We start from the raw sequence: 22,649 nt of genomic DNA on the forward strand, positions 1-22,649 counted from the left end.
GAGCGATCGCTTGTGTGAAGGTCATAAGAAGAGGCGATCGCTTGTATAAAGATGATTGCGAAATTAGCGATACTAATTCTTAATCCCCGTCGCAGCAACACCTTGAATAAACTGACGCTGACCGATGAGAAATAATACCATCACTGGAACAGTCGCTATAGTCACCGCCGCCATCATCAAGGGCCAATTATTCGTAAATTGCTCTTGAAACTCAGCCAACGCCAGTTGCACCGTCCTTAATTCTGGTCGTGTCGTAAACACCAAAGGCTTAAACAAATCATTCCATTCCCCGATGAAGGTGAACAAAAACAGCGTCACCAAGGCCGGACGGGCTAAAGGTAACATCACCCGCCACAAAATTTGCAGTCGGTTCGCCCCATCTATGGCTGCGGCTTCCTCTAACTCCACGGGAATTGTCTGGAAATATTGACGTAACAAGAAAATTCCAAACCCGTTGACAGCAGTGGGTAAAATCAGCGCTCCATAAGTATTTATCAGGTGTCCCCACTTCAAAACCAAAAAGATGGGAATCACCAATAACTGAAAGGGAATCACTAAAGTTGCTAAAACCACCAATAGCAGTGCTTGGCGTCCCCGAAACTTCAGCCGTGCTAAGGCGTAACCAGCTAAAGCAGAAGTGACAATCTGAAACGCCGTCACAGCGATCGCTACCAAGGTAGAATTAGCAAACGCCAGTAAAAATTTTCCCTGTTGCCATGCAACGCGGTAATTAGCTAAAGACCAGCTATTTTTGTCCAAATTTTCCGGGCTGGTGGCCGTTGGTGCAAAGGAGGTGAGAAAGACCACAAACAGAGGTAGTAGAACGATAAATGCCCCTAGCAGTAAGACTACTAGGCTCAAAAAATCGCCAGATTTTAGATTCAGGTTTGGTTTGAACATAACTTGAGCTGCATTGCATTTGTTTCGCTAGTACTACATCTCACCCAGCAACAGTTAATCTATAAACATAGTTACTTGTTAAGTTAAATTAAACCACAGTGATTATTACCCTCAGTTCATGCGGTAAATTGAATCCTGGTGTCAAATAATCTTTCCTTTACAGGAGTAAACATACCATGCAGCAGCTTACAGACCAATCTAAAGAATTAGATTTCAAGAGCGAAACATACAAAGATGCTTATAGCCGGATTAATGCGATCGTGATTGAAGGGGAACAAGAAGCCCATGAGAATTACATCACACTAGCCCAACTGCTGCCAGAATCTCATGATGAATTGATTCGCCTATCCAAGATGGAAAGTCGGCACAAGAAAGGATTTGAAGCTTGTGGGCGGAATTTACAAGTAACCCCAGATTTGCAATTTGCCGAGGAATTTTTCTCTGGACTACACCAAAATTTCCAAACAGCCGCAGCATCCGGGAAGGTGGTCACTTGCTTGTTGATTCAGTCTTTAATTATTGAATGTTTTGCGATCGCAGCATATAACATTTACATCCCCGTCGCCGACGATTTTGCTCGTAAAATTACTGAAGGAGTAGTCAAAGAAGAATATAGCCACCTCAACTTTGGAGAAGTTTGGTTGAAAGAACACTTTACAGAAGCCAAAGCGGAACTTGAACTTGCAAATCGCCAAAACCTCCCCATCGTCTGGAGAATGCTCAACCAAGTAGAGGGTGATGCCCACACAATGGCAATGGAAAAAGATGCTTTAGTAGAAGACTTTATGATTCAGTACGGTGAAGCATTGAGTAACATCGGTTTTACGACCCGCGATATTATGCGCTTATCAGCCTACGGACTCATCGCCGCTTAAAAAAGTTAGGAGTGAGGAATGATCACTGAGAAATTATAAGTCGTACTCCTAACTCCTAACTCCTAACTCCTAACTCCTAACTTTACTAAATTCCACCCTTTCGAGACAGCATAAGCCTAATAATCACTACATGTTTGGTCTAATTGGACATCTGACTAGTTTAGAACACGCTCAATCGGTAGCTCAAGAATTGGGATACCCAGAATATGCCGATCAAGGGCTAGACTTTTGGTGTAGCGCCCCACCGCAAATTGTTGATACCATTATTGTCACCAGTATAACTGGGCAACAAATTGAAGGAAGGTATGTAGAATCTTGCTTTTTGCCAGAGATGCTAGCTAGTCGCCGCATCAAAGCCGCAACGCGCAAAATCCTCAACGCCATGGCCCATGCACAGAAGAACGGCATTAACATCACAGCTTTAGGCGGATTTTCCTCAATTATTTTTGAAAACTTTAAGTTAGAGCAGTTTAGCCAAGTCCGCAATATTAAACTAGAGTTTGAACGGTTCACCACCGGAAACACTCATACTGCCTACATTATTTGTAAGCAGGTGGAAGAAGCCTCAAAACAACTAGGAATTGATTTATCAAAAGCAACTGTTGCTATATGTGGAGCAACTGGGGATATTGGCAGTGCAGTTACACGCTGGTTAGATGCGAAAACAGATGTTCAAGAACTTCTGCTGATAGCCCGCGATCAAGAACGTCTCAAAGAGTTGCAAGGCGAACTGGGACGGGGAAAAATCATGGGTTTGACAGAAGCATTACCCCTAGCTGATGTTGTAGTTTGGGTTGCCAGTATGCCCAAAGGCGTGGAAATTGAACCCACCACTTTGAAACAACCCTGTTTGTTGATTGATGGTGGTTATCCTAAAAACTTAGCAACAAAAATTCAGTATCCTGGTGTACATGTGTTAAATGGTGGAATTGTAGAGCATTCCCTGGATATTGACTGGAAAATTATGAAAATCGTCAATATGGACGTGCCAGCCCGCCAGTTGTTTGCTTGTTTTGCCGAATCAATGCTGCTGGAATTTGAGAAGTTATACACGAACTTTTCATGGGGACGGAATCAGATTACCGTAGAAAAAATGGAGCAGATTGGTAAGGTATCAGTAAAACATGGATTTAGACCACTGCTGGTTTAACTGTAAGAGTTAGGAGTTAAAAGTTAGGAGTTAAAAGTTAGGAATTAGGAGTTAAGAATTAGGAGTTAGAAGTTAATAGCTTTCATAAGTCCACACCTTCTAAAACCTCACTCCTAACTCCTCACTCCTAACTCCTAACTCCTCTCCCTCACTCTGAAAAACCTATAACTCGTAACTTATAACCCCTACGATGGCAACTACTGAGCGTAAACCGCTACTGTTAGATTTTGAAAAGCCCCTAGCAGAACTAGCAACCCGAATTGATCAAATTCGGCAACTTGCAGAAGAAAATGGCGTCGATGTTTCTGGTCAAATTCGTCAACTAGAAGCACGCGCCATGCAACTGCGTGAGGAAATTTTCAGTAGTCTATCCCCGTCCCAGCGATTGCAAGTCGCTCGTCATCCGCGTCGCCCCAGTACTCTCGATTACATTCAGGCTATTAGTGATGAATGGATGGAGTTACATGGCGATCGCTGTGGTGGTGACGATCCGGCTTTAGTTGGTGGTGTCGGTCGTCTGTGTGGACAACCTGTGGTGATGTTGGGTCATCAAAAAGGCCGTGATACCAAAGACAATATTGCCCGTAACTTTGGAATGCCTTACCCTGGCGGCTACCGCAAAGCGATGCGGTTAATGGAACACGCCAACAAGTTTAGTATGCCAATACTAACTTTTATCGACACACCAGGAGCTTGGTCTGGGGTAGAAGCAGAACATCAAGGTCAAGGAGAAGCGATCGCCTACAACTTGCGAGAAATGTTTTGCTTAGATGTACCAATTATCTGCACAGTTATTGGTGAAGGCGGTTCCGGTGGCGCACTCGGTATTGGTGTAGGCGATCGCCTACTCATGTTTGAACACTCCGTTTACACCGTCGCCACCCCCGAAGCCTGCGCCGCCATTCTGTGGAAAGATGCTGCTAAGGCTCCCCAAGCTGCTGTTGCTCTAAAAATTATTTCCCACGACTTGAAAAAGTTAGGAATTATCGACCAAATACTGCCTGAACCCACTGGTGGCGCTCATTCCGATCCTTTAAAAGCCGCTACCACTCTCAAGCAAGTGCTGTTGGAAAATTTGGACGAACTTAATCGTTTAACTGCTCCAGAACGTCGTCAACTGCGCTATGAAAAATTCCGCAAAATTGGCGTTTTTACAGAAGTTGCCCACTAAAAACGCTGCATAATAATTGATTAGTAAAGCAGCAATGCTATAATTGCCTATGTGCTTAAAGATTTTTAACAATCTAGCCATAGGCATTTGCATGTTTGGTAAATCTACTCAATTTGATTGAGTAACTTTTGTGTTATCAAGTAATCTGATTTGAGTGTACGGCGTGGTTTTCCAGGCGATGATTTGTTGTCTTCACTGGTAAAACCCACAATATACGCACTATTGCACTGCATCATAGCAGTTGTTTAATGGAAATCATCAGATTTTTAGATTACTTTAATCAATCTAAACCGAGAAGTGTGAATAATTGAGTGGTAACAGGCTTTGGGAACTGGCAAAAAATTGGGAGACACCATGAGTGTTGAGCAAAAACGACGCGCCCTGATTACAGGGGCAAGTAGTGGAATTGGGAAAGCAACGGCTTTAGCCTTTGCGAAAGCGGGAATAGATATCGCCTTAGTCAGCCGTTCTTTAGATAAGTTGGAGGCGGTAAGAGAAGCAGTTGAGCATACTGGGGTGGAAGCGAAAGCTTACGCTGTAGATTTAGCGCGGATTTCCGAAGTAAAAGAAAAGATCCAAGCGATCGCCCTTGACTTTGGTGATATAGACATTCTGGTAAATAATGCGGGTCTTGCCTATACAGGTACTTTGAGCGAAACCCCCCTAGAGGACTGGCAGCAGGTAATTGACTTAAATCTTACCAGCGTGTTTGGGTGCATTGTGGGGATTTTGCCTTCAATGCGCGATCGGGGCGCAGGCACAATTATCAACGTCGCCTCAATTGCCGCCAAGCAGCCGTTTCCCGGTTGGGGAGCATATAGCGTCAGCAAAGCTGGTTTGATAGCCCTCTCTCAAACCCTGGCACAAGAAGAACGCACCCACGGCATTCGGGTCACAGCTATTTGTCCTGGCGCAGTCAATACCGAACTTTGGGACACAGAAACAGTCCATGCCAACTTAGACCGTTCCAAAATGTTAACCCCGGAAATTGTCGCTCAGTCAATTCTCTACACAGTTCTGTTACCACAACAGGCAGTTATTGATGAATTGACCCTGATGCCCAGCGCTGGCGCACTCTAATTGCGAAGTTAGAAGTTAGGAGTTAGGAGTTAGAAGTTAGGAATTAAAATTTTTAACTCATAACTCATAACTCCTAACTCATAACTAAATTCAAACCATAACCAAGACTTAATCATGACTATTGCTAGTTCCAACGGTTCCAATTGCTCTCAATCGCCTCTGATTCCCGATTTGGCAGAAGCCATAACTCCTAGACCCGATCGCAACACCCACAACGGGCGACAAGCCGATGTGTCCCCGCCAAAAGAGGAACATCTGGAGGAAATGAAGGACGCAGTGCGGACACTAATATTGGGAGTTGGCGAAGACCCCGAACGCGAAGGACTCCTCAAAACACCCAAGCGAGTGGCCGAGGCAATGCGATTTCTTACCAGTGGCTACACCCAATCCCTTGAAGAACTCGTTAACGATGCCATCTTTGATGAAGGGCATAACGAGATGGTACTAGTTAGGGATATTAATTTCTTTAGTCTGTGCGAACACCACATGCTGCCATTTATGGGTAGAGCGCACGTTGCTTATATCCCCAACCAAAAAGTTGTGGGATTGAGTAAGTTGGCCCGCATTGTTGAGATGTATTCTCGTCGCTTGCAAGTCCAGGAGAGGTTAACCCGCCAAATTGCCGAAGCAATCCAGACCATTCTGGAACCTCAAGGGGTAGCCGTTGTGATGGAAGCTAGCCACATGTGTATGGTGATGCGCGGCGTCCAGAAACCAGGCTCTTGGACTGTCACTAGTGCAATGGTTGGTGCATTCCAAGACGATCACAAAACCCGCGAAGAATTTTTTAATTTGATTCGCCATCAACCAGCATTCTTTTAAGGAATGGGGAGTGGGGAGTGGGGAGTGGGGCATTGAGCAGAGGGGAAATAGATAATTAATTTTTTTTATTCTTCCCCTGCTCCCCCTGCTCCCCCTGCTTCCCCTGCTCCCTCATCCCCCACTCCCTACTCCCCAATTTCTCAAATAACTTGGCTACTTTATCTAAATCCTTATCTCCAGGTGCGCATTCTACACCACTAGATAAATCAACGCCACTGGGATTAACCTGATTCAGGGCTTCGATAATATTATCTGCTGTTAGTCCCCCAGCTAAAAACCAAGGGCAATTGGGGTTAAATTGCTCTAGCATTGTCCAATCTAAGGTTTTGCCTGTACCACCAAGCTGTTCGGGATGGTAAGCATCAAGTAGTAAAGTATCTACATATTTTGTGTAATCAGTCACTGTGTCAAGATGCTCAAGACTCCGAACTCTCAGCGCCCTAATAATTTCGACATTGGGTAAAGCTTGACGTAATTGGTAGCAAAAATCTGGTAATTCATCTCCGTGTAACTGCACACCAGTCAACCCAGAATCAACAACTATCTTACTGATTTCGGGGATACTAGCGTTGGCAAAAACACCAATTGTGTCAATATTAGCCGGGAGTTCGGCTACTGCTGCCCGAATTTGGGATGTAGTCACATAGCGAGGTGAGGTTGGCACACAAATAAATCCTAGTGCCGTTGCGCCTAGAGAGGCGATCGCTATAGACTGCTGTGGTTGAGTGATGCCGCAAATTTTAACGCGCATGAAAATTTAACAAATTTAGAATAATTATCAAGAAAGTCTAAACTATCCGAAAAACTTTTGTGCCTTGGTAATTTTATAATTTTGTAGGTCTACATTTATTTTGTAGGTCTACATTTTAGGAGACAAAAGCTTGATTTCATCTATTTTACTAGCAGCCCAGGCAACTGTTCCCGCAACACCTGCGTGGAATCCTACAGTCGGCATCATCATCAGCATCAGCAGCTTAGTAATGGTTTTACTAAGTACTAGGATCGAAAAACCCCTAGTTGGCCCCAAGTTCCCCATCCTGCCGATTAGTATTCCAACATTCGTTGCAGCGATGGCTTTTGGTCATATTGTTGGCGTTGGCATCGTTTTAGGACTGACTAACATCGGTCGTCTATAGTTTTGCGATGATCGCGGCGTTGCTTGTAACGCCGCAATCAATACAAAACTCCTAAAAGGGAGCAGAAGGGAAATCAAAATAATTTATTTCCCTTCTGCTCCCTGCTCCCCGCCCCTCTGCCTCTTACCAATTCCCCACTTCAGAGCTTTGCTCAAAGGCATTAATTGTCTATTCTAGAAATAAGAGCATTTCGTAACTCGACACTATCGAATTGATGCTCAGAAATATATGTATAAGTATATACGCGAATATTCCAGTATAGGAACTACTGGCGATATCTAGTTTTAGGACAATGTAATGCAAACAAATTGGAAAATTGGGTCTTTATTTGGAATTCCCCTGTTTTTAGACCCGTTATGGTTTGTGATTTTAGGGTTGGCAACTCTTAACTTTGGGGTAGCTTATCAGGAATGGGGGCCTGTTATAGCTTGGAGTGCTGGAATAGTTATGGCCCTATTGCTATTTGGTTCGGTGTTGCTACATGAGTTGGGTCACAGCTTAGTAGCCCGATCGCAAGGCATTAGAGTTAATTCAATTACTCTATTTCTGTTTGGTGGGATTGCTGCTATAGAAGAAGAGTCTAAAACTCCTTTCAAAGCTTTTCAAGTAGCGATCGCTGGGCCTTTGGTGAGTATCGGACTATTTTTCCTGCTCCGGCTCGGAGCTATTGTAATACCTGATACTAGTCCACTCAGTGTCATGGTCGGAGATTTGGCGAGAATTAACTTGGTGGTGGCTCTATTTAACCTGATTCCTGGCTTACCTCTAGATGGAGGGCAAGTGTTAAAAGCAGCACTATGGCAAATCACAGGTAATCGTTTTCAAGCCGTACACTGGGCTGCAAAGGCTGGGCAAATATTGGGTTATGCTGCGATCGCTTTAGGATTTGTTGTAGATTTTGTTACCAGAGAATTAGTACTTGGTTTGTGGATTGCGCTGTTAGGTTGGTTTGCTGTCCGCAATGCTAACAGCTATGACAACGTAACTACATTGCAAGAAAGCCTACTTAAAGTTATGGCGGCTGATGCGATGACTCGTGACTTTCGGGTTGTCGATGCTGATCAGACATTGCGATCGTTTGCCGATTTATACCTGTTGGAAACCGTTCCCTCACAGATTTATTTTGCTGCATCTGATGGACGTTATCGGGGTCTAGTTTCCATTGACGATTTTCGTTTAACCCAAAGGAGTGAATGGGAAACCCAAACCTTACATAGTATTGTGCATCCATTGACAGAAATACCGACTGTTTCTGAAGCAACAACGATAGCTGAGGTAATTAACAAGCTGGAAAATGAGCAGTTACCTAGAATTACCGTGCTTTCTCCGGCTGGTGCTGTCGCTGGTGTAATTGATCGGGGAGATATTGTAAGGGCGTTGGGACAAAAGTTAAATTTGCGGGTAACAGATGCTGAAATTAAACGGATCAAGGAAGAAGGAACTTATTCGCCTGGGTTGCAACTAGCAGCACTAGCCAAGTCAATTACAGATTAAGGGACTTCCAAGTAAAAAAATATTCCATTGCTATTGTTCACTGTTGACCGTTGACGGTTCACGAGTTTTCAGTCAACAGTCAACAGTCAACAGTCAACGACTTGAATGTGGAATAATTTATCTTTTGGAGTTCCCTAAATGTCATACCCTTGTTATAGTTTTGCAATAGATTCGTCAAAAGCTTGTGTGATATTTAATTTGGTATTTGGTTACAAAATGCTTTTTTTGGGTAAAAGGTAGGAAATCCTACCTTTTTTATCAAATCGCTGTAATACCCCTGCCTCAACGCTTCGTAGTTCGTGGATGTAAAGCGGTCAAAAACGAAACACCTTCTGACCAAAATTGAGCGTAAGCGAAATTAGGGAAGAAGGTAGTTGAGTTTTTGACAATCATGATCTACTATTTATGTAGCAAGAATAGACATAAATGATCGTATTTGAGGCAAAACTTGAAGGACAAAACGAGCAGTATCGAGCGCTTGATGAAGCGATTCGTACTGCTCGTTTTGTGCGTAATAGCTGCCTGAGATACTGGATGGACAATAAGGGCATTGGACGCTATGACCTAAATAAATTTTGCGCTGTACTTGCAGCCAGTATTGAGTTTCCTTGGGTTGACAAGCTGAACTCAATGGCAAGACAAGCCAGTGCTGAAAGGGCGTGGTCTGCAATCGCTCGGTTCTTTGATAACTGCAAAAAAGGTAAACCAGGGAAAAAGGGATTTCCAAAGTTTAAGAAAGAACAAACGCATGGTTCTGTTGAGTACAAAACCTGTGGATGGAAACTTTCTGATGACCGCAGGTATATCACTTTCTCGGATGGATTTAAGGCAGGAACCTTTAAACTCTGGGGAACTCGTGACCTGCATTTCTACCAGCTTAAACAGTTTAAAAGGGTGCGGGTTGTACGTCGTGCAGATGGCTATTATTGCCAATTTTGCATTGACCAAGAGCGAGTTGAAAGACGAGAACCAACAGGAAAAACTATTGGTATTGATGTTGGACTGAACCATTTCTACACCGATAGTAACGGAGAGACAGTCCCCAATCCTAGACATCTTCGCAAGAGTGAGAAGTCTTTGAGGCGGTTGCAACGCCGGATGTCTAAGACTAAAAAAGGTTCTCAAAACAGAATTAAGTTTAGAAATAAACTTGCACGGAAACACCTCAAAGTAAGTCGCCAGCGTAAAGACTTTGCCGTTAAGACAGCAAGGTGCGTGGTGAGGTCTAACGACCTTGTGGCGTATGAAGATTTGATGGTGCGGAATATGGTGAAAAATCACCCCTTGGCTAAGTCTATTAGTGATGCTTCGTGGTCGTTGTTTCGTGATTGGGTTGAGTATTTCGGTAAGGTGTTTGGTGTGGTCACGGTTGCCGTTCCACCTCACTACACCAGTCAGAATTGCTCTAACTGTGGCGAGGTTGTCAAAAAGACGTTCTTAACCAGAACTCATGTTTGTCCTCATTGTGGGCATACCCAAGACAGGGATTGGAACGCAGCGCGGAACATATTAGAAAAAGGATTGAGTACGGCAGGTCACGTCGGAACTAACGCCTCTGGAGAGACTGACCAATACTTGAGTGAGGAAACTCCTTCAAGCAAGTCAACTCGTGGAAAGAGGAAACCCAGAGAGCGATCTTTGGAATCCCCACCCTCAACGAAGTAGGGTGGGGAGGATGTCAATTTATAAACCTCTCCCTCCCTTGAACTAAAGTTCAAGTCTTTCCTTCTCCGATTCGGAGAGGGACGGTTTTACGTAGTCAAACCAGGGAGAGGTTTCTTTAACATCGCCTCAGATGATTAGAAAGTTATTAAAACTTCCAGTTTAAAGCGAGTAAAATGTAAGTACGTGATATACTACGTCTCTCACTTACCCTGGTTTTATGGCACTGCCAATTGTTGCAATTATCGGACGCCCAAATGTGGGCAAATCCACCCTGGTTAATCGACTCGCCGGGGAACAAACGGCGATTGTCCATGATGAACCGGGAGTGACACGCGATCGCACTTATCTACCAGCTTTCTGGAATGGTCGGGAATTTTTGGTGGTAGACACTGGTGGTTTAGTTTTTAATGATGATACTGAATTTTTACCACTAATTCGCCAACAGGCAATGACAGCCCTTGCAGAAGCGTGTGGTGCTATTTTTGTCGTCGATGGTCAAACAGGCCCCACATCGGCAGATTTAGAAATCGCCGAATGGATGCGCCAACAACCCGTACCTGTGCTACTAGCTGTAAATAAATGTGAATCCCCAGAACAAGGCTTAATGCAAGCTGCCGAGTTTTGGGAATTAGGATTAGGGGAACCTTACCCCATCTCCGCAATTCATGGCAGTGGCACAGGAGAGTTACTCGACGAGTTAGTTAATCATATACCTGCGATTGAAGACATCCCAGATACTAACGAAATCAAAGTAGCAATTGTGGGACGCCCGAATGTGGGCAAATCAAGTTTACTCAATTCTTTTGTTGGGGAAGAAAGGGCAATTGTCAGCCCAATTTCCGGCACAACCCGCGATGCTATTGATACCGTCATTGAACGGGAAGGGCAAACCTACCGTTTGATTGACACCGCAGGCATTCGCAAAAAGAAACACATAGAATACGGCACAGAATTCTTTAGTATTAACCGTGCTTTCAAAGCGATTCGCCGTGCTGATGTGGTTTTATTAGTAATAGATGCCGTAGATGGAGTCACTGAGCAAGACCAAAAATTAGCTGGACGGATTATCGAAGAAGGTCGAGCTTGCATCATCGTCGTTAATAAGTGGGATGCTGTCGAAAAAGACTCTTACACAATCTACGACTACGAAAAAACTCTGCAATCACGGTTACATTTTACCGAATGGGCAGAAACAATTTTTGTGAGTGCCTTGTCGGGACAACGGGTAGAAAAGATTTTAGAATTGGTGAAAACGGCAGCTGAATCACACAAACGCCGTGTCAGCACATCAGTTATTAACGAAGTCTTAACAGACGCTGTGAGTTGGCATTCACCGCCAGCATCCCGTGGTGGGCGTCAGGGCAAGATTTATTATGGTACACAAGTAAGTAGCCAACCCCCAACGATCGCACTATTTGTCAATGATTCCAAACGCTTCAACGACAACTACCGCCGCTACATTGAACGCCAATTCCGGCAACAGCTAGGATTTAAAGGCACACCAATTATTTTACTGTGGCGGAGTAAAAAAGTGCGTGATGCCGAAAGTGGTAATGTTAATAGAGCAACTCGCGTCAAAATAAGTTAGGAGACAAGAGAGACGCGATGAATCGCGTCTGTACAAGAGAGACGCGATGAATCGCGTCTGTACAGGAGTTATGAGTTAAAGTCAAAATTGCTAACTATAAAACCCTATCGACTTGAGTTTGATAGCGGCACAAGGTGAAAGCTATGAGTTAAAGTCAAAACTCCTAACTGTACAGACACGATTAATCGCATCTCTACTTCTCACTCTTGTACAGACGCGATTAATCGCGTCTCTACTCCTAACTCCTAACTTTAAAATGGATTTATTGCGATCGCTGCCACTTGGACTTTATTTAGAACAACCTCAAACTTGGCTGCATAAAATCGATCCGCGAGTCAAGTTCGCCTGGTTGATGAGCTTTTTAACAAGCTATGTTTTAGCTAACAACTTTTGGCGGGTGCTGCTAGTTGTACTATTGATTCTTGCCACCTTGATTGCCAGAATTCCCCGGCGAGTATGGCAGCAGCAAATGGGTTGGCTATTAATGCTATCGTTTTTTGTCTTAGCGATCGGAGCTATCAGTCCTGATGCAATGGGTGTAGATTATCAGCAACGTCTCCCAGCTAATGAACAAATATTAACCCAGCCAGTAAACCCCAAAAATATTGTTCAAGAGCCAGCAAGTAATAGCAAATACAGCTATGTGCTATTTCACAAAGGGCCAGTCAAAGTAACTCGCCGCTCCTTGGATTTGGCTGTACGTCTGAGTACAATTATATTTACCGTAATTTACAGCACCAACCTGTATCTGCTGACAACTGCACCAGAAGAAATCACATCTGGCATAGAAAGCCTAATGCAACCCCTGCGACGCTTTAAGTTGCCTGTCACCGAAATTGCTTTAACTTTAACCTTATCCTTGCGCTTTATTCCCCTGGTTTTAGAAGAAGTGCAAAACTTATTTCGCTCTGTGATGACAAGGGCAATTAATTGGAAAAAGCTGGGATTGAAAGGAGGATTCAAAGTTTGGATGACAGTCGCAGAGAGACTGTTAGAAAATCTGCTCTTACGAGCCGATCAAATGGCGAATGCAATGATGGTGCGGGGTTTTACCAGTCCCAACGAGCATCGAGTCCAGTGGCATGATTTACGATTTAAAGGGCGTGACTGGCTTGCGATCGCAACTTTAATTTTATTCTGGGGAATACGGTTAGCTATAGGAACTCAGGTCTAATTTTGCAACGCTTATAAACAGTATGATCAAGGCTTGGTATTGGCGATCGCTACCCTTAGAAAAGCGCACAGGTTCGGAAGTTTTTGCTGCTCTTTTTCACCCCACCTCCGCACCGGGAATTGCTACCCTACTCGAAAGTCCCTACCCAACGCCAATCGATCATCCCCAACTCAGTCGATATTCTATCTGTGCAGGCGCTCCTCGCCTAGTTGATGGCATCCCCCAGATGTGGACACCAGAAGTAGGAGAAGTTTTTCCCTTCTTAGAAAATTTGTTGCAGCAAGGGATAGGGAGAGATGAGGGGAATGAGGAGCATGAGGTAGTATTTTCTTCCCCTGCTTCTACTGCTTCCCCATCTCCCCTACCTCCCCATCTCCCCTTCACCGGCGGTTGGTTAGGTTGGCTAGGCTACGATGTAGCATGGGAAATTGAACAGTTACCACGTCATAAAATTGATCCCCTACCATTTCCTATAGCTTTTTGGTATGAACCAGATTGTTTTGCTGTTTTGGATCACGCGCAACAAATTCTTTGGTTAGCCGTTAGTGATGCAAGTAAACTCGATGAGTTCCAGCACAAATTAGAGAACAGAAAAGGGGAGTTGGGGAACAAAGTAGAATTTTCTCCCTCATCTCCCCCATCTCTCCCATCTCCCCCATCTCCCTCATCTCCTCAGTTTTTGACATCGCAATCAGATTATGAAACAGCTGTAAACCAGGCGAAAAAATATATTCAAGCTGGAGACATCTTTCAGGCAAATCTTTCATTGCGATTTCAAGCGTCTACATCGGCTTCTGGTTGGGAAATTTACCAAGCCTTGCAAAAAATCAATCCTTCTCCTTTTGCTAGCTATTGGCAGACGCCTTGGGGGGAAGTGATTAGTTGTTCGCCGGAACGGTTAGTAATGCTGCAAAATCGGCAAGCTGAAACCAGACCGATCGCCGGGACGCGATCGCGTGGTGTCACACTAGAACAAGATATGCAACTGGCACAAGATTTACTCAGCAACACCAAAGAACGTGCAGAACACATCATGTTGGTGGATTTGGAACGCAATGATTTAGGGCGAGTTTGTGAATGGGGAACGGTTAGAGTTGACGAATTGCTGACAATTGAGCGATATAGCCATGTGATGCATCTTGTCAGCAACATCAAAGGTACTTTAAAAGGCGAATACACTCCCATTGATTTGATTCGTGCCACGTTTCCAGGTGGAACAATCACAGGTTGTCCTAAAGTCCGTTGCATGGAAATTATTGAAGAATTAGAACCTGTGCGGCGCAGCTTGTTCTACGGTTCTTGCGGCTATTTAGATTGGCGTGGTCATTTAGATTTAAATATCTTAATCCGCACCCTCCTACTAGCCCCCGCGTCTCAAGAAGCAGGGGAAGCAGGGGAGGCAGGGGGAGTAAATTCTTCTTTATTTCCCCACTCAAGACTCATCCTCAAGCACTCAGGACTCAATATTGTCTGGGGACAAGTTGGCGCAGGAATTGTCGCAGACAGCGATCCTGAGAGAGAATGGTATGAATCTCTGCACAAAGCCCAGGCACAACTGGCAGCCCTGAAAATGCTAGAGAATCAATAGGGAGTAGGGAGTAGGGAGTAGGGAGTAGGTTATTGGGACTTCCAAGTAAAAAAATATTCCATTGCTATTGTTCACTGTTGACCGTTGACGGTTCACGAGTTTTCAGTCAACAGTCAATAGTCAACAGTCAACAGTCAACGACTTTAATGTGGAATAATTTATTTTTTGGAGTTCCCATTAGTTATTCTTTCTTCCCCTGCTCCCCCTGCTTCCCCTGCTCCCTCATCTCCCCACTCCCAATTTTGTGCCATTTTGCGACAGTTGTGGCAGTATGGAAAGAAGTTGAAAAGTTAGCTGTTGCAGTTGGGAATTTCAAAGGGTGTTTTCCATCGCTACGCTAAACTTCCAATAAGAGGGTCAGGACTGTTTTGTGCCTTGTGCCGCCAGGTTGGTGTATTTGAGTCACCACATAAGGCAAAATCTATCGGCAAGCCTCTACTCTTCGAGTCTACGCTTCGCGTTTCATGTTGTACCATTGCGCTTCACTACCACTAGTACAGGTTGGCAAAAATCAGCCTATCATTTCAAAACAGCCAGAAAGCCCAAAATTAAAGCAAGCATAACTTTCGACACTTCGACTTCGCTCAGTGTTAACTTTTGACTTCCACCTTGCGGTACTAGCTTCATCTGCCCATTAGAAACTAGATCAAGGTCTTCGCAACCGCAGTTTTGCATTTTAAGCAAATATTCTGGCGAAAGAAGGTATTATCGTCTGAATGTTTGGAATTCATTGCGAAAAGATATATATACTCCCACCTTGACTACACCTTGACTCTTAAATGAATCCAGAAAACGCAGAAACTTACATAAACCATCCAACTTGGGGTTTACTTTACAAAATCTGTATGGTTGATGACAACCAGGATTTGTTCACCACACTTTATGCCCAGCGCTTGTTTTTTTTGGTCGCAAATGACGTTAAAGGTGTTAAATTCCAGTCTCTAGGACGGACTGAGGCGAGAATGATGTTGGAAAATCGCTTACGTACCCTGCGGCGCAGTGGACAATCTCAGGAGTACGATCAACTTCAGAGTGTTTTCCAACGCACCTTCCAATGAATAGTTCGATTTCCGAACGTATTGTTTCCATTCGTTCCTCCCTGCCAACTTCAGTCAAACTGATTGCTGTTAGCAAGCAAGTTCCTGCCCAGGCCATTCGGTCTGCCTATAATGCAGGAATTCGTGATTTCGCGGAGAGTCGTATCCAAGAAGCCGCCAGCAAACAAGCCGAGTTGCAAGACTTACCGGATATTACCTGGCACTTTATTGGACATTTGCAAAGCAATAAAGCCAAAAAAGCCATCGAACAATTCCCTTGGATTCACTCCGTCGATAACTTGAAGCTGGCACAGCGCTTAGATCAATTGGCGCAACAGCTAGGAGTGAGTCCCCAGGTTTGCCTGCAAGTGAAAATTCTCCCCGATCCCAACAAGTCTGGTTGGAGTGTGCCAGAACTTTTGGCTGATTTACCCACACTCAATCAATACAAAAGTTTACAAATTCAAGGTTTGATGACAATTCCACCTTCAGGATTAAATGATTCGGAAATTTTGAATGTATTTAATCTCAATCGTGAGCTAGCAAAGAAAATAAGAGAGCAAAACTGGTCGCACATTAAAATGCAGCACCTGTCTATGGGTATGTCAGGCGACTACGAACTGGCAGTGCAAGCAGGCGCAACGATGGTACGATTAGGAACAATTTTGTTTGGCGATCGCCAGACAGCCTTTGATTATCAGCCTTGATCTTCAGTATTAATAGAGATCAGGATTTGATGACAAGAATTTTGTAACAAACTGGTGCAATTAGAAACAAAGGATATAGTATTGACAAAAGCAATCGCTAAGGGGAAATGGGGTAAAAAGAGCTTTCCTTCGGACAAACCTTAGGATATAATTTTAACTCATTATTATGTTTAGGCGATGCACAGACCTTTGCAAAAAGTGTCAGTTCATCGTCATAAGCCGTAATATGGGTCACAAATAGCAATATACTTGCTGTAGTATCCACCGATGTAGCGTAGTTCAACGCCGTAGGCATCGCTCCTACTCAATCAATCCTAAGCCAAGTCAATACAGGCTATTCGCACCAGGAGAGTACACAGACAATGAACAATATATTTTCCAAACTCAGAGACTTTGTGGGTCTAAATGAGCAAGTGGAATACGAATATTACGAAGAAGAACCAGATAGAGATAATAATTACCAAAATCTGTATCAGCAAGAAAATCCCCAACCAGCAGCACCACAAGAAAACCCAGCCGCTCAAAATCGACGCTGGCGGGAACCAGTGCCTACAATGGGAGATGAAATCGCAGCAGGTTCAAAGCCAATGGGGAATGTGATTGGTATGCCAGGAGCAATTAACGGAATTTCGGAAGTTTTAGTACTCGAACCACGCACCTTTGAAGAAATGCCCCAGGCAATTCAAGCGTTGCGCGAACGCAAGTCAGTAGTATTAAATCTGACAATAATGGATCCAGATCAAGCTCAACGAGCAGTAGATTTTGTTGCAGGTGGTACTTACGCACTAGATGGACATCAAGAGCGCATCGGTGAGAGCATCTTCTTGTTTACGCCAAGCTGTGTCCAAGTTAGCACCCAAGGTGGCGTTCTTCATGAAGTACCACAACCGCCAACCCGTTCCTCTCGTCCTACAGGTTCTCCCAATCAAACCTGGGGCAACGAAACTAACCGGATGGCACAATAAAGTTAAATTAGTTGTTACTCCTTTGTCATTTGTCATTAGTCCTGGGTTTTGATAATAGTGACAAATGACTAATGACAAACGACGAATGACTAATGACTAATTGATCAATGACTATGAAATTTGGCTTAATTGGTGGCGGGGTAATGGGAGAAGCGCTCTTATCCCGCCTTATTGCGCGTGGAATTTATCAATCATCAGAAGTCATAGTTAGCGAACCGCTATCTTCACGGCTAGATTTTTTAAAACAGCAATACGATGTTGCTGTGACGACAGATAATAGCGAGGTTTTCACCCAAGTAAAAGAAGTTGTCTTTTTGGCAGTAAAACCGCAAGTGTTTAGCGCGATCGCTCAAGAATTAACAGATATTGATATTCTTAATAGAGAACATTCACCCCTAATTATTTCTATATTGGCGGGTGTGCCTTTGACTCAGCTAGAAGCTGCATTTGTGCAATTGCCAGTTATTAGAGCAATGCCCAACACCCCAGCAACAGTGGGGGCGGGAATTACCGCCATTTGTTCAGGTGCATACACCAATGCCAAGCACCAGCAAATAGCACAGCGAGTTTTTTCTGCTGTGGGGGAAGTAGTAGAAGTCTCAGAAGGGCTGATGGATGCAGTCACAGGGCTATCTGGTAGCGGCCCGGCTTACGTGGCGCTGTTGGTAGAAGCACTTGCTGATGGCGGAGTATCCGCAGGTTTACCTAGAGCAATTGCCAATCAACTAGCCTTGCAAACCGTACTAGGAACAGCGAAACTGTTACATGAAACCAAAATGCACCCAGCAGAACTCAAAGATCGCGTTACCAGTCCCGGTGGTACAACCATTGCCGGAATTGCCAAGCTAGAACAGGCAGGATTTCGTTCAGCTTTAATAGAAGCAGTTAAAGCTGCCACAGAGCGATCGCAAGAACTGGGAAAATAAAGTTAGGAGTTAGGAGTTATGAGTTATGAGCTATTGAGCTATTGAGTTATGAGTTATGAGTTATGAACTATTGAGTTAGGAGTTATGAGCTATTGAGTTATGAGTTATGAGTTTTAACTTCTAACTCTTCACTCCTCACTCCTAACTTATAACTTATAACCTAACGAAGTTGACAAAAGACTCGTTAATATAGTAAACAATCTGGTTGCAAATGTGATTGAGTGAATTATCCTGCACCGTCTCCAGAACTTGACTTAGGGTCTATATTTCCCTTTGATCTGGATCAGTTTCAAAAAGAAGCGATCGCGTCCCTAAACGCCGGACGCTCCGTAGTCGTATGTGCGCCCACCGGTTCCGGCAAAACATTAGTTGGGGAATACGCCATTTATCGCGCCCTGGCGCGAGGAAAACGTGTATTTTACACGACTCCCCTAAAGGCGCTGTCAAATCAAAAATTACGTGACTTTCGAGAAAAATTCGGGTTTGATCAAGTCGGACTGTTAACTGGAGATGCCTCCATTCACAGGGATGCACCGATTTTGGTGATGACCACAGAAATTTTCCGAAATATGCTCTATGGCACACCCATTGGACAAGTTGGCATCTCATTGGTAGACGTTGAAGCCGTGATCCTGGATGAGTGCCACTACATGAACGATCGCCAGCGCGGTACCGTTTGGGAAGAATCAATCATCTATTGTCCTCGGGAAGTCCAACTGGCAGCCCTCTCAGCAACGGTTGCCAACAGCGATCAACTCACCGATTGGCTAAATCGCGTTCACGGCCCAACAGACCTGATTTACTCCGATTTTCGCCCAGTCCCCTTGGAATTTCACTTTTGCAATCCCAAAGGGTTATTTCCCCTGCTGAATGATAGCAAAACCAAAATTAACCCCCGCCTTATTCAGAAGAAGAAGGCCAGAGGCACAGAAAGGGAGAGGGGGAGAAGTGGTAGACCTGAAGCTCCTGGAATCATTTTTACCTTGAGCCAGTTAGAGCAACGGGATATGCTACCAGCGATTTACTTTATCTTCAGCCGCCGGGGATGCGATAAAGCCGTGGCGGAAGTAGGGGATTTATGGCTGGTAAATAATGAAGAATCCCAGATTTTGCGGCAACAGATTGATAACTTTTTAGCCCGCAATCCCGAAGCAGGGCGTTCTGGACAAATTGCCCCCCTATACCGGGGAATTGCTGCCCACCACGCCGGAATTTTACCTGCTTGGAAAGCATTAGTAGAAGAACTATTTCAGCAGGGGCTGATTAAAGTAGTATTCGCCACCGAAACACTAGCGGCTGGAATTAATATGCCTGCCCGGACAACGGTAATTTCTACCCTTTCCAAGCGTACCGATACTGGACACCGCTTGTTAAATGCTTCCGAATTCTTGCAAATGGCGGGACGAGCAGGCCGCCGGGGGATGGATAAACAAGGTCATGTCGTGACAGTCCAAACTCCCTTTGAAGGAGCCAAAGAAGCGGCGTATTTGGGAACATCCAAGCCAGACCCCCTTGTAAGCCAGTTTACGCCCAGTTATGGCATGGTACTCAACCTGCTGCAAACACACACCCTAGAGCAAACCAGGGAACTGATAGAACGCAGTTTTGGGCAGTACATGGCCACCTTGCATTTACGGCCAGAATACGATGAGATTGCTGAACTGCAAAAACAATTAGCTCAACTTCATGAGCAAATCGCCGCAGTTGATGAAAATGAACTGGCTATTTATGAGAAATTGCGGCAACGCCTAAAAGTGGAACGCCAGATATTGAAAACCTTGCAAGAGCAAGCGCAGGAAGATAGACAAGAAGAATTGGGGATGATGTTGGGCTTTGCAGTGTCAGGAACTCTGTTGAGTCTCAAGGGCAAAAATATCACAGTATCTACACCCGTAACCGCAGTTTTAGTGGGCAAATCGCCTGGTTCTGGTCAAGCTCCTTACTTGGTATGCTTGGGACACGATAACCGCTGGTATGTGGCAACAATAGGGGATGTAGTCGATTTGTATGCCGAACTGCCGCGAATTGAAGTGCCACCTGATATCCTGCCACCGCCAGAGATGCCTTTGAAGCCAGGACAGTCGCGCCGGGGTACTCAAGAAACATTTGCGATCGCTACCCGTATTCCCAATCCGGTAGAATCTTTGAATCTGGCACCAGAAGTAGCAGAACAACTCAGTCGCACTGCTGCCATCCAAGAGCAATTAGAAGCTCATCCCCTACATCAATCAGGCAATGCTGCCACGCTTTTCAAGCGCCGCGCCCGCTATGTTGAACTAGAAGCCGAACTTGAACAGTTGCAAGAGCAAGTAGAGCAACAGTCACAACGTCATTGGGAAGAATTTCTCAATTTAATCTTAATTCTGCAACACTTTGGCGCTTTAGATAACTTAGTGCCCACAGTACTAGGGCGAATTGCTGCCGCCATTCGAGGCGAGAATGAATTGTGGTTGGGTTTAGTATTCGCTAGTGGTGAATTGGACAACTTAGATCCGCATCATTTAGCCGCCGCCGCCGCCGGTTTGGTGATGGAAACGCCCCGCCCAGATAGCAAGGTTAACTTTGAGCTTAGTAATGAAGTTGCAGAAGCCCTAGCAAAATTGCGGGGAATTCGCCGCCAAATGTTCCAACTACAACGGCGGTATAATGTAGCATTGCCTATATGGTTGGAGTTTGAGTTAATTGCGATCGTCGAACAATGGGCGCTGGGAATGGAGTGGATAGAACTCTGCGAGAACACCACTTTGGATGAAGGCGATGTGGTAAGAATTTTACGGCGGACGTTGGATTTATTATCGCAAATACCCCACGTTCCACATTTGCCAGACTCTTTTCAGCGTAATGCCCATCGGGCGATGCAGTTGATTGATAGATTCCCTGTAAATGAGGTGGTTGAATAAACAGGACGCTTTTACAGCAATACGCTTGGGTTAAGAAGAATAGTAGGTTGGGTTGAGCTTAAGCGTTACCCAACAAAGCCTTAAAAATGTTGGGTTTCGTTTCTCAACCCAACCTACGCTAGTTTTAGTTTTTAGCCTTAACCCAAGCCTATTGGCTTTTACAGAGTATTTGATAATTCCTGTGCGTCTTTTCCTTTCAGGACTTATGCAAAACTAGACACAGTAGGGGCAATTCATGAATTGCCCCTACTACCACAAGAATGAATTTAGATTTGACTAAATAAGAGTAGTAAGCTGACACGCATTTAAATTTGATAATTTAGCGCCTGAACCGCTTTGCTGCCTTAGATTGCCTTGTAAAACTAGATGACGAACAGCTTACAATGTCCAAGCTAGTCATGAAAAGTTTGTAGTAATCACAAGCGTGCTTAGAAGATAAGGACTAAAGTCCTTACTACGAACTTACTTACCCATTAATTTAAACTTGACAGACTAGTAGTAGTATTTAGGTGAACTACCCACACTGACTTGGAGTACCAAGTACAGTGTCGGCTTCTGTACTCATAGGCGAGTGCCGCAACTTAGACTTTCGTCCGAGCTTTGGTCTTACCTCCCCTCCTACAGCAGAGACGGCTGAACCTTCCGCCTTTATCCCTACGTCGGAGATCAGGGCAAGCATTCTGATACCCTCTGATCTAATGTTCTGCGCGGCGTTCACGTCACGCGAATGATGAGTATGACAATGAGGACAAGTCCACTCACGGACATCCAACGGCATCTCACCTATTTGATAGAAACAATTAGAGCAAAGCTTGGAACTGGGGAACCATCTATCAATCTCAACTAACTTTCCACTTCTGCGTTCTAGCTTGTAAGCTAAAAAGTTGATGAATGTTCCCCAACCCACATCAGATATTGATTTGGCCAATTTGTGATTACGAACCATGCCCTTGACATTAAGATTTTCTACTATGACAGCTTGGCTATCGCTGACCAACTTGTAACTAAGTTTATGTAGAAAATCTTGCCTTGAGTTACTAACTCGCTCGTACACCTTGGCAGCAACTCTTCTATATCTATTATATATTGTGGTAAAGGACTAAAAGAAAATAATTGTTGATTCGTCATACATCTAATATTTGTCTTTGCTGATGCATTTAATTAATATTAGATGCAGGGTAAGCGCATCTAATTTTGTAGCTCTTGATACAGACAAAAAGGCTAAAACTCTATCTGAATATCAATTTTCTATTCAAAATAGGACGAATTGTCGTAAATGATTGAAAAAACATGGTTCAAATAGTTTTTTATGTTTTTAACCACATAAAGCCGAAAATGTCAATCCCACTGCTTGGCTCAGTATAGTAATTTTGAACTTATTTGTGCTTTGGGTGAACCCCAAAACTACCGTGTCAATAGGGTTTGAGATGCGCTTACCCTGATATTAGATGCAATCCTTATCAACCGCCTT

At 44.3% G+C, this 22,649-nt stretch carries 21 protein-coding genes and 1 pseudogene; 18 read left to right on the forward strand and 4 right to left on the reverse strand.

From position 1 onward, the window contains the following. Window positions 1–72: 72 nt before the first annotated feature. Window positions 73–900, reverse strand: coding sequence for a carbohydrate ABC transporter permease (locus D1367_RS20770; protein ID WP_118168048.1), 828 nt, complete (start codon window positions 898–900; stop codon window positions 73–75). Between the two features lie 176 nt (window positions 901–1,076). Here D1367_RS20770 and D1367_RS20775 point away from each other — a divergent pair, with 176 nt between their 5' ends. From D1367_RS20775 to folE, 5 genes are all read left to right on the forward strand, one after another. Beyond that, window positions 1,077–1,775 carry an aldehyde oxygenase (deformylating) gene (locus D1367_RS20775; RefSeq protein WP_118168049.1) on the forward strand — a complete coding sequence of 233 codons (699 nt, stop codon included), beginning with the start codon at window positions 1,077–1,079 and terminating at the stop codon, window positions 1,773–1,775. A gap of 130 nt (window positions 1,776–1,905) precedes the next feature. Then, a complete protein-coding gene (locus tag D1367_RS20780; RefSeq protein ID WP_118168050.1) occupies window positions 1,906–2,925 on the forward strand; it encodes a long-chain acyl-[acyl-carrier-protein] reductase in 1,020 nt (339 codons plus the stop codon). 190 nt (window positions 2,926–3,115) lie between these two features. Continuing rightward, window positions 3,116–4,096 carry an acetyl-CoA carboxylase carboxyltransferase subunit alpha gene (locus tag D1367_RS20785; protein WP_118168051.1) on the forward strand — a complete coding sequence of 327 codons (981 nt, stop codon included), beginning with the start codon at window positions 3,116–3,118 and terminating at the stop codon, window positions 4,094–4,096. A 354-nt stretch (window positions 4,097–4,450) separates the two neighbouring features. Further along, complete coding sequence (locus tag D1367_RS20790) at window positions 4,451–5,176, forward strand: SDR family oxidoreductase (protein WP_118168052.1); 726 nt, start codon at window positions 4,451–4,453, stop codon at window positions 5,174–5,176. A gap of 114 nt (window positions 5,177–5,290) precedes the next feature. After that, on the forward strand, window positions 5,291–5,998 hold the full coding sequence (gene folE, locus D1367_RS20795; protein WP_118168053.1) for a GTP cyclohydrolase I FolE: 708 nt from the start codon (window positions 5,291–5,293) through the stop codon (window positions 5,996–5,998). A 55-nt stretch (window positions 5,999–6,053) separates the two neighbouring features. Here the strand turns inward: folE and D1367_RS20800 are convergent, their stop codons facing one another. Then, window positions 6,054–6,749: a phosphoribosylanthranilate isomerase gene (locus tag D1367_RS20800; RefSeq protein ID WP_118168054.1), complete on the reverse strand. Its 696-nt coding sequence runs from the start codon at window positions 6,747–6,749 to the stop codon at window positions 6,054–6,056. 130 nt (window positions 6,750–6,879) lie between these two features. Here D1367_RS20800 and psaK point away from each other — a divergent pair, with 130 nt between their 5' ends. From psaK to D1367_RS31860, 8 genes are all read left to right on the forward strand, one after another. Further along, window positions 6,880–7,134: a photosystem I reaction center subunit PsaK gene (gene psaK, locus D1367_RS20805; protein WP_109010963.1), complete on the forward strand. Its 255-nt coding sequence runs from the start codon at window positions 6,880–6,882 to the stop codon at window positions 7,132–7,134. Between the two features lie 297 nt (window positions 7,135–7,431). After that, entirely contained in the window at window positions 7,432–8,628 is a 1,197-nt protein-coding gene (locus D1367_RS20810) for a site-2 protease family protein (protein WP_118168055.1), read from the forward strand. Between the two features lie 43 nt (window positions 8,629–8,671). Further along, on the forward strand, window positions 8,672–8,797 hold the full coding sequence (locus D1367_RS32880) for a hypothetical protein (protein ID WP_267255635.1): 126 nt from the start codon (window positions 8,672–8,674) through the stop codon (window positions 8,795–8,797). Between the two features lie 257 nt (window positions 8,798–9,054). Beyond that, window positions 9,055–10,293, forward strand: a complete 1,239-nt coding sequence (locus D1367_RS20815) for an RNA-guided endonuclease InsQ/TnpB family protein (RefSeq protein ID WP_118164787.1) — start codon at window positions 9,055–9,057, stop codon at window positions 10,291–10,293. 217 nt (window positions 10,294–10,510) lie between these two features. Next, on the forward strand, window positions 10,511–11,881 hold the full coding sequence (gene der / locus D1367_RS20820; protein WP_094349751.1) for a ribosome biogenesis GTPase Der: 1,371 nt from the start codon (window positions 10,511–10,513) through the stop codon (window positions 11,879–11,881). 256 nt (window positions 11,882–12,137) lie between these two features. Next, window positions 12,138–13,055, forward strand: coding sequence for an energy-coupling factor transporter transmembrane component T family protein (locus D1367_RS20825; RefSeq protein ID WP_118168056.1), 918 nt, complete (start codon window positions 12,138–12,140; stop codon window positions 13,053–13,055). 22 nt (window positions 13,056–13,077) lie between these two features. Further along, a complete protein-coding gene (locus D1367_RS20830; RefSeq protein WP_118168057.1) occupies window positions 13,078–14,643 on the forward strand; it encodes an anthranilate synthase component I in 1,566 nt (521 codons plus the stop codon). Between the two features lie 77 nt (window positions 14,644–14,720). Next, window positions 14,721–14,984 (forward strand): hypothetical protein, encoded by a 264-nt coding sequence (locus D1367_RS31860; protein ID WP_220450970.1) that lies wholly within the window; start codon window positions 14,721–14,723, stop codon window positions 14,982–14,984. Between the two features lie 178 nt (window positions 14,985–15,162). Here D1367_RS31860 and D1367_RS31065 read toward each other — a convergent pair whose 3' ends face one another. Then, window positions 15,163–15,318: a hypothetical protein gene (locus D1367_RS31065; RefSeq protein WP_181984907.1), complete on the reverse strand. Its 156-nt coding sequence runs from the start codon at window positions 15,316–15,318 to the stop codon at window positions 15,163–15,165. A 104-nt stretch (window positions 15,319–15,422) separates the two neighbouring features. On the opposite strand from D1367_RS31065, the gene pipX reads away from it, so the two are divergent. From pipX to D1367_RS20855, 5 genes are all read left to right on the forward strand, one after another. Further along, the gene (pipX, locus tag D1367_RS20835) at window positions 15,423–15,701 is read left to right on the forward strand and encodes a transcriptional coactivator PipX (RefSeq protein ID WP_100898955.1); all 279 of its coding nucleotides are present in this window, start codon (window positions 15,423–15,425) and stop codon (window positions 15,699–15,701) included. Continuing rightward, on the forward strand, window positions 15,698–16,387 hold the full coding sequence (locus D1367_RS20840; RefSeq protein ID WP_118168058.1) for a YggS family pyridoxal phosphate-dependent enzyme: 690 nt from the start codon (window positions 15,698–15,700) through the stop codon (window positions 16,385–16,387). The genes pipX and D1367_RS20840 overlap by 4 nt, the downstream gene beginning before the upstream one ends. 362 nt (window positions 16,388–16,749) lie before the next feature. Continuing rightward, window positions 16,750–17,352, forward strand: coding sequence for a cell division protein SepF (locus D1367_RS20845; RefSeq protein WP_118168059.1), 603 nt, complete (start codon window positions 16,750–16,752; stop codon window positions 17,350–17,352). 107 nt (window positions 17,353–17,459) lie between these two features. After that, entirely contained in the window at window positions 17,460–18,278 is an 819-nt protein-coding gene (proC, locus tag D1367_RS20850) for a pyrroline-5-carboxylate reductase (protein WP_118168060.1), read from the forward strand. A gap of 221 nt (window positions 18,279–18,499) precedes the next feature. After that, window positions 18,500–21,178: a DEAD/DEAH box helicase gene (locus D1367_RS20855; RefSeq protein ID WP_118168061.1), complete on the forward strand. Its 2,679-nt coding sequence runs from the start codon at window positions 18,500–18,502 to the stop codon at window positions 21,176–21,178. 514 nt (window positions 21,179–21,692) lie between these two features. Here the strand turns inward: D1367_RS20855 and D1367_RS20860 are convergent. Further along, window positions 21,693–22,259, reverse strand: a pseudogene (locus tag D1367_RS20860) (RNA-guided endonuclease TnpB family protein); the annotation flags it as partial. Window positions 22,260–22,649 lie beyond the last annotated feature (390 nt).

The sequence above is a fragment of the Nostoc sphaeroides genome (genome assembly GCF_003443655.1).
GTDB classification, from domain to species: Bacteria; Cyanobacteriota; Cyanobacteriia; order Cyanobacteriales; family Nostocaceae; genus Nostoc; species Nostoc sphaeroides.

What these genes read in the sequence shown, in the direction of transcription:
- D1367_RS20770 (WP_118168048.1), bottom strand. Translation starts at nt 900, where the DNA reads ATGTTCAAACCAAACCTGAATCTAAAATCTGGCGATTTTTTGAGCCTA.
- D1367_RS20775 (WP_118168049.1), top strand. Translation starts at nt 1,077, where the DNA reads ATGCAGCAGCTTACAGACCAATCTAAAGAATTAGATTTCAAGAGCGAA.
- D1367_RS20780 (WP_118168050.1), top strand. Translation starts at nt 1,906, where the DNA reads ATGTTTGGTCTAATTGGACATCTGACTAGTTTAGAACACGCTCAATCG.
- D1367_RS20785 (WP_118168051.1), top strand. Translation starts at nt 3,116, where the DNA reads ATGGCAACTACTGAGCGTAAACCGCTACTGTTAGATTTTGAAAAGCCC.
- D1367_RS20790 (WP_118168052.1), top strand. Translation starts at nt 4,451, where the DNA reads ATGAGTGTTGAGCAAAAACGACGCGCCCTGATTACAGGGGCAAGTAGT.
- folE (WP_118168053.1), top strand. Translation starts at nt 5,291, where the DNA reads ATGACTATTGCTAGTTCCAACGGTTCCAATTGCTCTCAATCGCCTCTG.
- D1367_RS20800 (WP_118168054.1), bottom strand. Translation starts at nt 6,749, where the DNA reads ATGCGCGTTAAAATTTGCGGCATCACTCAACCACAGCAGTCTATAGCG.
- D1367_RS20810 (WP_118168055.1), top strand. Translation starts at nt 7,432, where the DNA reads ATGCAAACAAATTGGAAAATTGGGTCTTTATTTGGAATTCCCCTGTTT.
- D1367_RS20815 (WP_118164787.1), top strand. Translation starts at nt 9,055, where the DNA reads ATGATCGTATTTGAGGCAAAACTTGAAGGACAAAACGAGCAGTATCGA.
- der (WP_094349751.1), top strand. Translation starts at nt 10,511, where the DNA reads ATGGCACTGCCAATTGTTGCAATTATCGGACGCCCAAATGTGGGCAAA.
- D1367_RS20825 (WP_118168056.1), top strand. Translation starts at nt 12,138, where the DNA reads ATGGATTTATTGCGATCGCTGCCACTTGGACTTTATTTAGAACAACCT.
- D1367_RS20830 (WP_118168057.1), top strand. Translation starts at nt 13,078, where the DNA reads ATGATCAAGGCTTGGTATTGGCGATCGCTACCCTTAGAAAAGCGCACA.
- D1367_RS31065 (WP_181984907.1), bottom strand. Translation starts at nt 15,318, where the DNA reads ATGCAAAACTGCGGTTGCGAAGACCTTGATCTAGTTTCTAATGGGCAG.
- pipX (WP_100898955.1), top strand. Translation starts at nt 15,423, where the DNA reads ATGAATCCAGAAAACGCAGAAACTTACATAAACCATCCAACTTGGGGT.
- D1367_RS20840 (WP_118168058.1), top strand. Translation starts at nt 15,698, where the DNA reads ATGAATAGTTCGATTTCCGAACGTATTGTTTCCATTCGTTCCTCCCTG.
- D1367_RS20845 (WP_118168059.1), top strand. Translation starts at nt 16,750, where the DNA reads ATGAACAATATATTTTCCAAACTCAGAGACTTTGTGGGTCTAAATGAG.
- proC (WP_118168060.1), top strand. Translation starts at nt 17,460, where the DNA reads ATGACTATGAAATTTGGCTTAATTGGTGGCGGGGTAATGGGAGAAGCG.